This is a genomic window from Hyphomicrobium zavarzinii ATCC 27496 (assembly GCF_000383415.1).
In the GTDB taxonomy this organism is placed as follows: Bacteria; Pseudomonadota; Alphaproteobacteria; order Rhizobiales; family Hyphomicrobiaceae; genus Hyphomicrobium_C; species Hyphomicrobium_C zavarzinii.
This window is the reverse complement of the sequence record NZ_KB911258.1, coordinates 73,519-87,576: the sequence shown is the minus strand read 5'-3', so window position 1 is coordinate 87,576 and position 14,058 is coordinate 73,519. Positions and strand designations below refer to the sequence as shown.

The 14,058-nt window shown below is 63.7% G+C and carries 12 protein-coding genes; 10 read left to right on the top strand and 2 right to left on the bottom strand.

The window, feature by feature from the left end; genetic code table 11:
• Positions 1-119 precede the first annotated feature (119 nt).
• Positions 120-833 carry a response regulator gene (locus tag F812_RS23600; protein WP_020086134.1) on the top strand — a complete coding sequence of 238 codons (714 nt, stop codon included), beginning with the start codon at positions 120-122 and terminating at the stop codon, positions 831-833.
• A gap of 558 nt (positions 834-1,391) precedes the next feature.
• Here F812_RS23600 and F812_RS0111515 read toward each other — a convergent pair.
• Positions 1,392-2,177, bottom strand: coding sequence for an RMD1 family protein (locus F812_RS0111515; protein WP_020086133.1), 786 nt, complete (start codon positions 2,175-2,177; stop codon positions 1,392-1,394).
• Positions 2,178-2,204: 27 nt separating this feature from the next.
• Complete coding sequence (locus tag F812_RS0111510; protein WP_020086132.1) at positions 2,205-2,447, bottom strand: hypothetical protein; 243 nt, start codon at positions 2,445-2,447, stop codon at positions 2,205-2,207.
• Between the two features lie 237 nt (positions 2,448-2,684).
• Here F812_RS0111510 and F812_RS0111505 point away from each other — a divergent pair, with 237 nt between their 5' ends.
• The 9 genes from F812_RS0111505 to bamA all read left to right on the top strand — a co-directional run bounded on the left by F812_RS0111505 (position 2,685) and on the right by bamA (position 14,032).
• The gene (locus F812_RS0111505) at positions 2,685-3,677 is read left to right on the top strand and encodes a 30S ribosomal protein S2 (RefSeq protein WP_020086131.1); all 993 of its coding nucleotides are present in this window, start codon (positions 2,685-2,687) and stop codon (positions 3,675-3,677) included.
• 239 nt (positions 3,678-3,916) lie between these two features.
• A complete protein-coding gene (gene tsf / locus F812_RS0111500) occupies positions 3,917-4,870 on the top strand; it encodes a translation elongation factor Ts (protein ID WP_020086130.1) in 954 nt (317 codons plus the stop codon).
• A 138-nt stretch (positions 4,871-5,008) separates the two neighbouring features.
• On the top strand, positions 5,009-5,737 hold the full coding sequence (gene pyrH, locus F812_RS0111495; protein ID WP_020086129.1) for a UMP kinase: 729 nt from the start codon (positions 5,009-5,011) through the stop codon (positions 5,735-5,737).
• Between the two features lie 182 nt (positions 5,738-5,919).
• Positions 5,920-6,483, top strand: a complete 564-nt coding sequence (frr, locus tag F812_RS0111490) for a ribosome recycling factor (RefSeq protein ID WP_020086128.1) — start codon at positions 5,920-5,922, stop codon at positions 6,481-6,483.
• A gap of 455 nt (positions 6,484-6,938) precedes the next feature.
• Positions 6,939-7,703: an isoprenyl transferase gene (locus tag F812_RS0111485; protein WP_020086127.1), complete on the top strand. Its 765-nt coding sequence runs from the start codon at positions 6,939-6,941 to the stop codon at positions 7,701-7,703.
• A gap of 12 nt (positions 7,704-7,715) precedes the next feature.
• Complete coding sequence (locus tag F812_RS0111480) at positions 7,716-8,591, top strand: phosphatidate cytidylyltransferase (protein ID WP_020086126.1); 876 nt, start codon at positions 7,716-7,718, stop codon at positions 8,589-8,591.
• An 83-nt stretch (positions 8,592-8,674) separates the two neighbouring features.
• Positions 8,675-9,928, top strand: a complete 1,254-nt coding sequence (locus F812_RS0111475) for a 1-deoxy-D-xylulose-5-phosphate reductoisomerase (protein WP_020086125.1) — start codon at positions 8,675-8,677, stop codon at positions 9,926-9,928.
• A 75-nt stretch (positions 9,929-10,003) separates the two neighbouring features.
• Positions 10,004-11,416, top strand: coding sequence for an RIP metalloprotease RseP (gene rseP, locus F812_RS0111470; protein ID WP_083929168.1), 1,413 nt, complete (start codon positions 10,004-10,006; stop codon positions 11,414-11,416).
• 345 nt (positions 11,417-11,761) lie between these two features.
• Positions 11,762-14,032, top strand: coding sequence for an outer membrane protein assembly factor BamA (gene bamA / locus F812_RS0111465; RefSeq protein ID WP_245257672.1), 2,271 nt, complete (start codon positions 11,762-11,764; stop codon positions 14,030-14,032).
• Positions 14,033-14,058 lie beyond the last annotated feature (26 nt).

The window sequence follows — 14,058 nt, the reverse complement described above, 5'->3', positions numbered from 1 at the left end:
CGTCGGGACCTCTCCGCGATCTCCCAGGAGGAAACCTTGATCCAGAACGCGCCCAACGCAGCACTCGAGACCGGCGAGCCGCTCCGGGAGGCTTTTTCCGTCGAGGTTCTTGCGCCGCAATGACGACGAAGCTTCTGATCGTGGAAGATCATCCGATCTACGCCGAGGCGCTCCAACTCGCCGTCACCAGCTCCATGGACAATACGTCGGTCACGTGTGCGTACACGATCGCCGAGGCCTTGCGCGTGCTGGCCGGATCCCAGCGGTTCGACCTTGCTCTTCTGGATCTCTGGCTCCCCGACAGCCAGAGCCTCACCGGCCTGCTCGAACTGCGCGTGTGCTTTCCCAACCTCCCGGTCATCGTCGTATCGGCTTCCGACCACGACTCCCTCGTGCACGCGTCCCTGCTCTGCGGGGCAGCCGGCTTCGTCTCAAAGGCTGAGAGCAAGAAGGTTCTCGTCGAGGCCATTCATTCCGTTCTCGCCGGGGACCAGGTCATACCAGGGGGCTCTCCGGGGCTACAAACCGAGCTGAGCCCCAACCTCGACGGCGCAATCAGAAAGGTGATGTCGCTATCGAGGCAGGAGCTGCGCGTTTTGAAGCTGATCCATCAGGGCTATTTGAACAAGCAAATCGCCCATGAACTCGAAATCACAGAATCGACCGCGAAGGCTCACTCGAGCCAAGTCCTGAAGAAACTCGACGTTATCAACCGCACGGCAGCGGCGATCGAAATCGCAAAGCTCGATCTGAGATCGATCGTCGGCCTTCTGGAGACCGGTATTTATCAAACCGATCCTAGCGCTATCGGGTTTTCAGAGGATCCCGCGTAGCGTCCCTTTCCAATTCGAGTCTCTCGAAGCAGGCAGCCTCTCCTGCCTGCCGATCGAACGCTTCCAGACGGACACTTGCTCCCCGGCGGCTGGATTTTGCACTATTTTTTTGCACTGCGTCACGAGATCTAACTATCTATTTTCACTATCTAATCTAGATGCATGCTCGTTTGTTGATCCAAAGTTCGATTGCTACTGCGTCAATCTCATGCTGCGATAGCACATTGCATGGCGACACGACCTCAGCTCGTGCACATCTGGCGGGATAGATGCCAAATGACCTTGCGGCGAACGATAAAACAAAGCTCCCAGCACCACGCTCCGGTTTCCGACCGGAACATCATCAACACGGCCCGATTTATCGTGGCCCAATTTCCCGACATCTCCGACGAGGCTGCTTTCTCGCTATTGAAAGCCGCTGCACATCCCGCAGACTCGCGCGCTGCGCCGCGATCGCATAGACGACCGCCCCTTCATCCCAGAAAGCCGAACTGAACTCGCGTCGCGCTGCGGGCGACTTCCGCGCGCTCGCCATACTCCGCGATCGCTCCGGGGCAGCTATTTCCAGATCCTGTCGTACAGCCCGAGCACGACCTCGAGCAGGATGAGCGCGATGATGTACCATTCGAGGCGATGGCTGGTGCGCGTGCTCACAAGATCGGTGAGTGTCGCCGAGGTTTCCTGAATGGCTTCGAGCTTGCGCGCGATCGCGCGGCTTCTCACAGTGAGATCGTACTCGTCGACCAGGCGAGTCCAGAGCCGCTCCAGCTCCGGATGATCCCAGAGAACGTCGGGTTTCTCATCGAGATCGACACGGCCGGCGAGGCGCTGCTGGATCAGGAGCGCATCGCCAATCTGGCGCAGAAGCTCGGCCTGCGGCTGCTCCGGCAAGCGCCCGCCCTTCAAACGCTCGGCGAGGGGCGCGATGCGCTCGAAAGCCTGGGCGATGCGCCGTTCGTCGTAGGCCATTGCCACGCTCGTCGCCAGCGCCTGCGCAATCAGCACCAGACGGTTCGCGTCCAGGCTTCGGATGTGAAGCGTGCCAGCGGGGCCTGCGAGGTCGTCGGCGTCCGGTTTGACGACGAGGTGCGCAGTTTCGCTTTCGCGCTCGCTCTCCTCGATGGGCTCGGCGATCCGTCCCGCCAGACTGTCGATCAGCGCGTCCTCGGCGACCGGGGTGAGACCCACGAAGACAGCGGTGCCGCTCTTGAACAGGACGACGGCGCCCCCCTCGGGCGTGCGGAACGCCAACGGGCTGGTCGAGAACGTGTCCTCACGCTCGAGGCCCCTGAGATCGATCCGCTCCCCGAGTTGTAGGGCGCGCACAGTGACGGGCTTGTCCATCTCGATCCTGCGGGTTGCTGCTTCGCTTCAGCGGGCGGCGTCTTGCTTGGGTCTGCTGGTCAGCCGCAGCGCGGTGAGCACTGCGAGCACGATGCCCAGCCCGAGGCCTACGGCGGGGCCGATGATGAGGCCGTAGGCCATGGCGCCCCCGCCGTCCTGGTCATGGACGCCGAACCACTCGGTTTGCGCAATGTAGACGCACATGGAGAGGACCCACCCGGCAACCGCGCCGACCACAAAGGCGAGCACCACAAAGGCCAGGATACGCATTCAGGCTCCCCCCATCACGTCAGTCAGCAAGCTTACGATGGGCGCTTCTCTCGGGAAAGGCTTGCCAATTCAAGTCAAGCACAGTAGAAGCCGCCCCATCTCACACGCGTACTTCCATGCGCCTTGCGGATTGAAAGCCCCGCAGGGTCGCTCCGGTGGAAACTTCAACTCGTTGATCGAGCTTGATTTTTCTTCTCAGGGTACGCGGAGGATCAACCGGAAAAGGATACGTCGCACATGTCCGTGCCGCAATTCAACATGCGCCAGCTTCTGGAAGCCGGCGTGCACTTCGGTCACCAGGCTCACCGCTGGAACCCCAAGATGGCGCCCTTCATCTACGGCGCCCGCAACAACATCCACATTCTCGACCTCACCCAGACCGTGCCGATGCTGCATCAGGCACTGAACAAGGTCTCGGATACGGTCGCATCGGGCGGCCGCGTGCTGTTCGTCGCCACCAAGCGCCAGGCTTCGGATTCGATCGCTGAAGCCGCCAAGAAGTCGGCTCAGTACTTCATCAACCATCGTTGGCTCGGCGGCACGCTGACCAACTGGAAGACGATCTCCACCTCGATCCGCCGTCTCCGTCAGCTCGACGAGATCCTGGCCGATCCGCAGGGCCGCACCAAGAAGGAAATCCTGAACATCCAGCGCGAGCGGGACAAGCTCAACCAGGCGCTCGGCGGCATCAAGGACATGGGCGGCGTGCCGGATCTCCTGTTCGTCATCGACACGAACAAGGAAGGCATCGCGATCAAGGAAGCCCGCAAGCTCGGCATTCCGATCGTCGCCATCGTCGACACCAACTGCGATCCCGACGGCATCGACTTCCCGGTTCCGGGCAATGACGACGCCGGCCGCGCTATCACGCTCTACTGCGATCTGATCGCACGCGCTGCTCTCGACGGCCTCGAGCGGGGCCAGGGCTCTTCCGGCATCGACATCGGCGCTTCGGCAGAGCCGCCCTCAGAGGATCTGGTAGCCGTCACCGTGTTCCGCGGCATCGACGGGCCGCGCGGCGAGGCCGACGACCTCAAGCGCATCACCGGCATCACGGTCAAGATCGAGCAGAAGCTCAATGACGCTGGCGTCTTCCACTTCTGGCAGATCGCCGACCTCGACGCCGACAACCTCTCGGCGCTCGACCGCAAGCTGAAGCTCAAGGGCCAGATCGAGCAGGAAGGCTGGGTCGGCCAGGCCAAGAAGCTCGTCGAAGCTTCGGCCGCCTGAGACGGCAGGTAAGTCAGCGCGAGGCGGGGTTCCCGCCTCGTGCATCGATTTCTCCCGCGCGGGCCGATCCTCGGCCCGCCGGTTGCCATTTTACCGGGTCGTTCCCGCGCTTCGCCGAAGCACGCCAAAGGCCCGAACACTCGAGTGAACGTGCTTCGCACCGAAAAGCCGTTTCACGCTTTTCCGAAGCACCCCCAGAGACACCGCACCCTGCGAGCCCGGTGCAAAAAGGAGCAGTCATGAGCACGATTTCCGCCGCCACCGTCAAAGAGCTGCGCGACAAGACCGGCGCGGGCATGATGGATTGCAAGCAGGCGCTGACCGAAACCAACGGCGACATGGAAGCCGCGATCGATCTCCTGCGCAAGAAGGGCCTTTCGAAGGCTGCCAAGAAGTCCGACCGCGTTGCGGCTCAGGGCCTCATCGGCGTTCTCTCGAAGGTCAAGTCCGGCGCAGTCGTCGAGGTCAACTCCGAGACCGACTTCGTCGCGCGCAATGCCCAGTTCCAGGAGATGGTGCAGAACATCGCGTCGCTGGCGCTGGCCGCCAACGGCGATGTCAGCAAGCTGCTTACCGCCACCTATCCCGGCACGTCGGCCACCGTCGACCAGCAGATCAAGGACGCCATCGCCACGATCGGCGAGAACATGGCTCTGCGCCGCACGGCCGCGCTCTCCGTCAAGGAAGGCGTTGTCGCCGACTACGTGCACAGCAAGGCCGCCGACGGCCTGGGCAAGATCGGCGTGCTCGTCGCGCTCGAGAGCGCCGGTGACACCGATAGCCTGATGGCGCTCGGACGCCAGCTCGCCATGCACATCGCCGCCTCTAATCCGATGGTCGTCAACGTCGAGGACCTGCCGAAGGAAGCCATCGAGCGTGAGCGCGCGATCTACGTCGAGCAGGCCAAGGCCGAGCCCAAGAACGCCGGCAAGTCGGACGAGATCCTCGCCAAGGCAAGCGAAGGGCGCCTGCAGAAGGAGTTCATCAACCAGTCCGTTCTGCTGAAGCAGGTGTTCGTCATCGACGGCAAGGCGACCGTCGCCGAGATCCTGAAGTCGGCGGAGAAGGACGTCGGCGCTCCCGTCAAGGTCGCGGGCTTCGTGCGCTATGCCCTCGGCGAGGGCATCGAGAAAAAGGCCGAGGATTTCGCCGCGGAAGTGGCGAAGACGGTCGGCGCAGCCAAAGCGGGCTGACCGCAGCAAGATCAAAAGCCGGCGAGAGCGCCGGCTTTTTTTTGCGAGTGCGCGCGTTTGGCTGTCGAGCTTTCGGCCGGAACGCGCTAACTCGCTCGCACGACGACACGACGAAGGTTCGAGATTGCGGAGGCCCGCATGGCTACGGATGGTGGATCGCTGAAATACAAGCGCTTGCTGGTCAAGCTATCCGGCGAAGCCCTGATGGGGCGCAACGGATACGGTCTCGATACGGCTGTCGTGGACCGCCTAGCCGCCGACCTGTCGCAGGCGCTGGCGGCGGGATGCGAGCTCTCGGTCGTGGTCGGCGGCGGCAATATCTTCCGGGGCTTGCAGGGCGCCGCCAAGGGCATGGACCGCGCGACGGCGGACTACATGGGCATGCTCGCCACGGTCATGAACGCGCTCGCGCTTCAGAGCGCGCTGGAAGCGGCCAACGCGCCGGCGCGGGTTCTTTCGGCCATCACGATGCCGACGGTCTGCGAGCCGTATGTGCGCCACCGGGCGCTCTACCACCTCGAACGAAAGAGAATTGTCATTTTCGCTGCCGGAACGGGCAATCCGTTCTTCACGACCGATACGGCCGCCACGCTGCGGGCGATCGAGATGGGCTGCGATGCGGTCGCCAAGGCTACTCAGGTGGATGGCGTCTACTCCGCGGACCCCAAGAAGGACCCCAACGCCCAGCGCTTCGAGCGGCTCACCTATTCCGACGTTCTCGCCCGCGACCTAAGGGTCATGGACGGCGCGGCAATCGCCCTTGCCCGGGACAATCATCTTCCGGTAATTGTCTTTTCCATCGAGGAGCCGGGCAATCTGAACAAGCTGCTCACGGGATCCGCACGGGCGACGGTCATTCACGACTGAGCCGCAAGGACCTCGGTTTCAAACGGCCGGGCGCGCCCGTCTCCGGGATCGAGCATCTCAGACGCGCCCCCGCGCCACATCCGATCGAGAGACCCCCGCGGCGCGGACCGGTCTCGAGCAGTCCCGATCCAGGCTCGCGCGCGTTTGCGCCGGCCGGCGAAGACAAGAAGGAGAACACCCCGGTGTCGATCACGACTTTCGATCCCAAGGATATCGAGGCGCGGATGCGCGCTTCTCTCGAAGCTCTCAAGCGCGAGCTGGCAGGCCTGCGCACCGGCCGCGCAAGCGCCCATCTGCTCGATCCCGTGCAGGTCAACGTTTACGGCGCGCGCATGCCGATCAATCAGGTGGCGACCGTTACGGTGCCGGAGCCGCGCATGATCTCCGTGCAGGTCTGGGACAAGAGTAACCTTCAGGCCGTCGACAAGGCGATCCGTGAGGCCAACCTCGGCGTGAACCCCGTCGTGGACGGCACGATCATCCGCCTGCCGATCCCCGCCCCCACCGCCGAGCGGCGCCAGGAGCTCGCCAAGCAGGCTCACAAATATGCCGAGGCCCACCGCGTGGCGGTGCGTAACGTGCGGCGCGAGGGCATGGACCTTCTCAAGAAGCTCGAGAAGGACGGCAAGATCAGCGAGGACGAGCACCACAAGAACTCCGCAAAGGTGCAGGAGCTTACCGACAAGCTCATCAAGGAGATCGACCAGACGCTGCAGACCAAGGAAGCCGAGATCCACAAGGTCTGAGTGGCGGTTTGCTTCCGTCCCATCAATAAAGATGTGACTTACTCTCCAAATTCCATACGAAGACTGGAGCTCCCGTGCCAGAGTGATGAAACTGGCACGGTAGCGCCCGCAAGCACAGTTTCCCGGGTCTCGATGTGCCGTCCGGTACTGACGTGGGCCGTCGAAGCGGCCTATGATCCGGCCTCGGAGCGCGCTGGATAGCACCCGGAAGACTCCGGTGCTTCCCCTACGCGCCCCCAGGAAACAGGCCTTTGGGACGTTTTCCGGTCAGACCGCTTCCCGGCCGGATCGGACAGCGCCCCGATGGTTTGTTTTTTGCTGCATTTTTCTACGATGAACGTGTGTCCACTTCGCTCGAAAATGCTCTAGTGTCCCTGTTCCGAACGTACGGCCCGCGCCATCGGCGCAGGGCTGGCCGCAACGATCCGACCACCTGAAGCCGCAACAAAGCTCGAATGCCCGTGGCAGACAGATCGATATCCTCCGAGGCGACGCCCAGCGCAGCAATCATGCCTCGGCACGTCGCTATCATCATGGACGGCAACGGTCGGTGGGCGGCGGAGCGCGGATTGCCCCGCGCACTCGGACATCGCTCAGGCGTGGAGGCGGTGCGGCGCACGGTGAAGGCGGCGATCGATCTCTCTATCCCCTATCTCACCCTCTACAGCTTCTCCTCGGAAAACTGGTCGCGCCCGCAGGCCGAGATCGACGACCTGATGGGGCTGATGAAGCGCTTCATCCGCTGCGATCTCGCGGAGCTGCATCAGAACAACGTGCGCGTCCGCGTGATCGGCGAGCGGGAGAACATCGATCCCGAGATGCAGGCCCTCATCGACGAGGCGTGCGAACTAACGCGCGAGAATACGCGCCTGACCTTGATCATCGCCTTCAACTACGGCGCGCGCAGCGAGATCACGCGGGCCGCGCGCCGGCTGGCGGAGGACGTGGCCGCGGGACGCCTCACGCCTGCGGACATCACGCCGGAGCGGATCACAGCCGCGCTCGACACCGGCGACGTTCCGGACCCAGACGTTCTCGTCCGCACGAGCGGCGAATGCCGTCTTTCCAACTTCCTGCTTTGGCAGTGCGCCTACACCGAGTTCGTCTTCCTTGATGCCTACTGGCCCGACTTCGGCCGCGAGCTGCTTCTGGAAGCCGTCTCTCAGTACAAGGCGCGCGAGCGCCGGTTCGGCGGCCTGCCCTGCCGGTCGACGGCTTAGAGGCCGGCCCGCATGGAAGAAGATGGAACTCTTGCAGAACCGCGGATCATCGCGCCACCACCCAAGTCTTCCGACCTCTGGTCGAGAGCCGCGTCGGCCATCGCGCTCGCTGTCGTCGCCTTCGGCCTCGCCTGGGCCGGCGTGCTCCCGTTCGCGGGGCTCGTGCTCGTCGTGGCGCTGGTGATGAGCTGGGAATGGTGCCGTGTCGTGCGTGGCGAGGGCATCGACATCTGCCTGATCGTGCAGGGCCTCTCCATCATCGCGGCCGTCGCGCTCGCGAGCTTCGGGTTCGCCGCGCTCGGCGTCGCCGTGCTTCTTATCGGCACCATCATCGTGCTCGCGCTCGAATTCGGCGGGCACCCGATTTTGTCCGCAGCGGGCGTTGGCTATGCCGGGCTCCCGGCGGTGGCGCTGCTCTGGCTTCGCGGCGACGAACCGAATGGGTTCCATGCCGTGCTGTTCATCGTGCTCGTGGTCGCTGCGACGGATACGGCCGCCTACGCCTTCGGGCGCCTGATCGGCGGTCCGCGTCTCGCCGCCCGGATCTCGCCCAACAAGACGTGGAGCGGGCTCATCGGAGGCATCACGACGGCGGGCCTCGCGGCTGGCACCTTCGGGTATGTGATCGGAAGCCCGGTTTTGGGCCTCGCAGCGGCAGGCGTTCTCATGGGGCTCATCGCGCAGGCGGGAGACCTTGCGGAATCGGCGCTGAAGAGGGCCTTCAACGTCAAGGACGCGAGCCAACTGCTCCCCGGGCACGGCGGCTTCATGGATCGTATGGACGGTCTCGTGACTGTGGCCGTCGCTGTCGCGCTGGCGGCGCTGTTTCTCGACCCACAGGCGCCTGCGAGCGCGCTCTTGGCAGGGCTGCCGATCGGCGGCGAATGAGGCGGCAGGCGCCGGCCTGTGCTGGTAGAATGACCCGATGTGACGCATAACGCGTCCGCGCAACGGATGGAGACTGGCGTAGCATGGCCGAGGCGGTCAGCGTATCGAACGGCGCGGCTGACCGTAAGGACCGGCCTGGCGATCTTGCGCGGGCGGCGCTCAGCGCATCCGGCGGGCCAGTGCGGATCTCGATCCTCGGCGCCACCGGCTCCATCGGCAAGAGCACGCTCGACCTCGTCGGACACCATCCCGAGAAGTTCGACGTCGTGGCCCTGACCGCGCAATGCAATGCGCGCCGTCTCGCCGAGCTTGCGATCACGCATCGGGCGAAGATCGCGGTCATCGGCGAGGAAGCTCATTACGACGAACTCAAGTCTCTGCTTTCCGGGACGGGTATTCGCGCCGCGGCCGGCGCCGCCGCCATCGAAGCCGCCGCGCTCGAGCCCGCCGACTGCGTGATGGCCGCCATCGTTGGTGCGGCAGGGCTCAGGCCCACGTTCGCCGCCGCGCGGCAGGGTTCGCGCGTGGCACTCGCCAACAAGGAATGCCTCGTTTGCGCAGGCGACATCTTTTTGCGCGAGGTGGAACAGCACGGCGCGGAACTGCTGCCGGTGGACAGCGAGCACTCGGCCGCTTTTCAATCGATCGGGCAGACGCCGGGCCGCTCCATCGAGAAGATCATCCTCACGGCCTCTGGCGGGCCGTTCCGTACTTTCGACAAGGAACGGCTTTCGCGCGTGACGCCGGAGGAGGCGCTCAAGCATCCCAACTGGTCGATGGGCGCGAAGGTGACCATCGATTCCGCGACGCTCATGAACAAGGGGCTGGAGCTGATCGAGGCGTTCCACCTTTTTCCAGTCGGCGCGCACCAGCTCGAGGCGATCGTGCATCCGCAATCCGTGGTGCACTGCCTCGTGATGCTCGAGGACGGCTCGGTCATGGCGCAGCTCTCGCAACCGGACATGCGCACGCCGATCGCGCTGGCGCTCGCCTGGCCCGAGCGGCTTGCGACGCCGGTCTCCCGCCTCGATCTCGTGACACTCGGCAGCCTCTCGTTCGAGGCTCCGGATCTCGACCGCTTCCCCGCGCTCGGTACCGCGATCGAGGCGCTTCGCCGCGGCGGCGCCGCGCCCGCTGTTCTGAACGCTGCCAACGAGATAGCCGTCACCGCATTCCTCGAACGGCGGATCGGTTTCCTGGAAATCGCCAGCACCGTGGCCTCTTGTCTTGAAAAGGCCGAAGCTCGGGGTCTCTTTAATGGTGTCGATACACTGGACGACGTGCTCGCCGTCGACGGCGAAGCGCGAAACATGGCACGGATGATGCTTCCGGGATAAATTGCGCAAAGCGGCCGGAAAAGGTCCCCGCCGGGAGCGGGGTGCGCACGACTTAAGCAACGGGAATTAAGCAGAATGATGGAAGGCTTACTCAGCCAGGTTCTCACGTGGATCCTTCAGGGGCTCGGCTTCCTGTTCGTGCTCAGCGTGGTCGTATTCTTCCATGAGCTGGGCCATTTTCTCGTGGCCCGCTGGTGCGGGGTCACCGTCACGACCTTCTCGATCGGCTTCGGGCGTGAGCTTTTCGGATTTTACGACCGCCACGGAACGCGGTGGCGGATCGCGGCTATTCCGCTCGGCGGCTACGTCAAGTTCCTGGATGACGCCAACGCGGCGAGCCAGCCCGGCACCGCCGTCGAACTCTCCCCCGAGCAGCAGGCCGGCTCGTTCCACGGCAAGCCGGTGTGGAAGCGCGCGCTGGTCGTCGCCGCCGGTCCGGCTGCGAACTTCCTGATCGCGGCCCTCATCTACACCGGCGTCAATGCAGCCTATGGCGTCTCCATGGTCAGCGCGCGCGTCGACGAGGTGGTCGCGGGCATGCCGGCCGAGAAGGCGGGCCTCAAAGCCGGCGACCTCATCACCGAAATCGACGGCTGGTCGATCGAGAATTTCGACGATGTCGTTCGCATCGTCACCACGAGCAGTGGGCGGACGCTCTCCGTCACCGTCGATCGCGACGGCAAGAGCCTGACGTTCCCCGTGCACCCCGCCATGCGCGAACACAAGGACGACCTCGGCGTCACGGTCAGCCTCGGCGACATCGGTGTCCGGCGCAACATTCCGGCCCGGATCGGCGCCGTCATCCCGGATTCGCCAGCCGCGAAGGCCGGTTTTGCTGCAGGCGACGTGATCGTCGCCATCGACGGGACGCGCGTCAACTCGTTCGAGGACGTGATCTCAGCGGTGAGCCCCGCGGCCGGACGTTCCCTCGCCTTCACCATCGACCGTAAGGGTACGCCCCAGACGGTCGACGTGATTCCCGAGACCACCCAGACCAAGCAGCCTGACGGGACAACCGTAGATCGCGGACGGATCGGCGTCGCACCCGATCGCCCGGAACCGGTCGCCGTCTCCTTTCCGGAGGCCGTTCGCCTGGGAATCCGCGAAACCTATGCAAACATCGTTCAGACGATCACCGGCATCGCGGACATCGTCACCCGGCGCCAGTCGGCCGATCAGGTTGGCGGCCCAATCCTGATGGCCGAGGTCACGGCCCGTGTCGTCGAGCTCGGCTGGGAGCCGCTGCTGCGCTGGACCGCCCTCATCTCCGCGAACATCGGCCTTTTGAATTTGCTGCCGATTCCCGTCCTGGACGGCGGTCATCTCGTGTTCTACGCGATCGAGGCCATCCGGCGCCGCCCGCTGAGCCAGCGCGTGCAGGAGATCGGCTTCCAGATCGGCATCGCGGTGGTCTTGATGCTGGTCGTGTTCGTCAACCTCAATGACCTGATGCGCCTTGGGAAAAGGTGGCTATTTGGTGGCGGCTAGAATCTGAATTGAGTGACGTAAACTTGCCACTTCCCAGCCTCTTACCCAGTTGTTAAGAATGGCCTAAGTGAACGGCTTAGGCGGCGCGATTCGAGGCTGGGGGCTTCGATATTTGTTGCGCCGATTTGGGTCGCTTATTCGGGGGATCAACCTCGGACAAGATCACGACGGGACTACGGCGCTGAACCATTGCCGACGGGTTCAGGAGCCGAGGGGGATCGGCACAAGAAAGGCGAGGCAGATCCGCACATGGTGCAGTTACGGATCATGTCATTGGGGGGAATGCGCCTCCTCTTTTGGCTGGCAGCAGTAACCCCTGCAGCTTTTGTCACGCAGTTCGTGACTATGGCGAGCCCTGCGCAGGCGCAGGGTGTCGTGCGAGAAATTCGCGTGGAAGGAAACCGGCGCGTCGAGCCGGAGACCGTGCGCTCCTATCTCCAATTCTCCGTCGGCGAGGCTTATGACGCCGGCAAGGTCGACCGCTCGCTGCAGGCTCTCTTCGCTACGGGCCTTTTCGCAGACGTCTCGATCGATCAGGACGGCCAGGCTGTCGTTATCTACGTCGTCGAAAATCCGGTCATTAATCAGGTGGCCTTCGAAGGTAACAGCGAAGTCGACACCGACACGCTGCGCGCCGAAGTTCAGCTCAAGCCGCGCTCCGTCTACACCCGCGCCCGCGTACAGGGCGACGTGCAGCGCATTCTCGACGTCTACCGCCGGCAGGGCCGCTTCGCCGCGTCCGTCGAGCCCAAGATCATCGAGCTCGAGCAGAGCCGCGTGAACCTGGTCTTCGAGATCAACGAAGGCGGCGCCACCAAGGTTCAGGGCGTCAACTTCGTCGGCAACCACGCCTTCTCCGACGCACAGCTCCGCGACATCGTCTCGACCACTCAGAGCGGCTGGTTCGACTTCCTCAAGGGCACGAGCATCTACGACCCCGATCGTATGAACCTAGACCGCGAGCTTCTGCGCCAGTTCTACCTCAAGAACGGCTACGCGGATGTGCGGGTCGTGGCAGCCAATGCAGAGCTGGATCGTGAGGGCTCGGGCTTCTACGTGAACTTCGCGATCGACGAAGGCGAACTCTATACGTTCGGCAACGTCACGATCGAAAGCTCGCTTCCTGGTGCCGATCCGCAGAGCCTGATCGGCGAGGTGCTCACCCATCAGGGCGAAACCTATAACGGCGCCGACATCGACAAGAGCGCAGAGAAGCTCACGCTTCTCACCGCCGAGCAGGGCTTTGCCTTCGCCCGCGTGCGTCCGCGCGCGGTGCCGGACCCCGCAACGCGCACGATCGCGCTCACCTACATCGTCGATGAAGGTCCGCGCATCTACATCGAGCGCATCAACATCAGCGGCAACCTGCGCACCAAGGATCACGTGATCCGCCGCGAGTTCCGCCTCGCTGAGGGCGATGCTTACAACCCGCTGCTCGTCGACCGCGCCAAGAAGCGCCTCAACGGTCTCGGCTTCTTCAAGTCCGTCGATATCAAGCGCCGTCCCGGCTCTGCACAGGATCGCGTCGTGCTCGACGTGGATCTCGTCGAGCAGTCGACCGGCGAACTCTCGTTCGGCGCCGGCTACTCGACCTCGGAAGGCGTGATCGGCGACGTCAGCATCAGCGAGCGCAACCTGCTCGGCAATGGCCAGTTCCTGCGCCTCAAGCTGGCGGGCTCTCTGGAGCGTATGCAGGTGGACCTCTCGTTCACCGAGCCGCGCTTCCTCGACCGCAACCTCTCGGCCGGCTTCGATCTCTTCCATAAGGAAGTCGATCAGACGGACGAGTCGGGCTTCTCGTCGACGCGCACCGGCGGCACCGTTCGCCTTGGCTTCCCGCTCTCCGAGAACCTCTGGATGCAGACGGGCTACACGCTCGACTACAGCACCATCGACGTGGAGGCGAAGTACGAAGCGCGTGTCTCCAAGCTCGTGATGGAGGAAATCAGGACACGCGGCGAAGACTCGCTCACCTCCTCGTTCGGTACCTCGCTTACCTACGACAAGCGCAACCATCCAAAGAACCCGACCAGCGGCTACTATCTGCAGGTTTCGACTGATATGGCTGGTCTTGGCGGCGACGTTCAGTACGTCCGCGTCAACGGTGAAGGCCGCGCTTACTATCCGATCTCCGAGAAGATCACCTTTGTTGGCCGTGTTATCGGCGGCCACATCGAAGGCTGGGGTGGCGACGACATCCGTCTGACGGACCTCTACTATCGCGGCGGTGAGACGATCCGCGGTTTCGATCGGGGCGGCTTCGGTCCGCGCGATCTGGCCAGCTCGGGTCGGGACGCGATTGGCGGTACGACCTTCTGGGCATCGACGGCCGAAATCCGCTTCCCCCTGCCCTTCATTCCGGACGACCTTGGCCTTTCGGGCGCGGTGTTCGCGGACGCTGGCTCGCTGTTTAATGCCAACGACTTGGCTAAAAAAATGGATGCTGCTGGTCAAATCGATCTCGCGGACGACTCCTCGATCCGCTCGTCGGTCGGCGCCAGCATCATGTGGAACTCGCCGGTTGGCCCGATCCGCATGGACTTCGCGAAGGCGCTCACCAAAGAGAAGTACGACGAGGAACAGTTCTTCCGCTTCGGCGCTTCGACCAAGTTCTAAGAGACATACCCATCTTGAAGGCGACG

What these genes read in the sequence shown, in the direction of transcription:
- F812_RS23600 (WP_020086134.1), top strand. Translation starts at nt 120, where the DNA reads ATGACGACGAAGCTTCTGATCGTGGAAGATCATCCGATCTACGCCGAG.
- F812_RS0111515 (WP_020086133.1), bottom strand. Translation starts at nt 2,177, where the DNA reads ATGGACAAGCCCGTCACTGTGCGCGCCCTACAACTCGGGGAGCGGATC.
- F812_RS0111510 (WP_020086132.1), bottom strand. Translation starts at nt 2,447, where the DNA reads ATGCGTATCCTGGCCTTTGTGGTGCTCGCCTTTGTGGTCGGCGCGGTT.
- F812_RS0111505 (WP_020086131.1), top strand. Translation starts at nt 2,685, where the DNA reads ATGTCCGTGCCGCAATTCAACATGCGCCAGCTTCTGGAAGCCGGCGTG.
- tsf (WP_020086130.1), top strand. Translation starts at nt 3,917, where the DNA reads ATGAGCACGATTTCCGCCGCCACCGTCAAAGAGCTGCGCGACAAGACC.
- pyrH (WP_020086129.1), top strand. Translation starts at nt 5,009, where the DNA reads ATGGCTACGGATGGTGGATCGCTGAAATACAAGCGCTTGCTGGTCAAG.
- F812_RS0111485 (WP_020086127.1), top strand. Translation starts at nt 6,939, where the DNA reads ATGCCCGTGGCAGACAGATCGATATCCTCCGAGGCGACGCCCAGCGCA.
- F812_RS0111480 (WP_020086126.1), top strand. Translation starts at nt 7,716, where the DNA reads ATGGAAGAAGATGGAACTCTTGCAGAACCGCGGATCATCGCGCCACCA.
- F812_RS0111475 (WP_020086125.1), top strand. Translation starts at nt 8,675, where the DNA reads ATGGCCGAGGCGGTCAGCGTATCGAACGGCGCGGCTGACCGTAAGGAC.
- rseP (WP_083929168.1), top strand. Translation starts at nt 10,004, where the DNA reads ATGATGGAAGGCTTACTCAGCCAGGTTCTCACGTGGATCCTTCAGGGG.
- bamA (WP_245257672.1), top strand. Translation starts at nt 11,762, where the DNA reads ATGGCGAGCCCTGCGCAGGCGCAGGGTGTCGTGCGAGAAATTCGCGTG.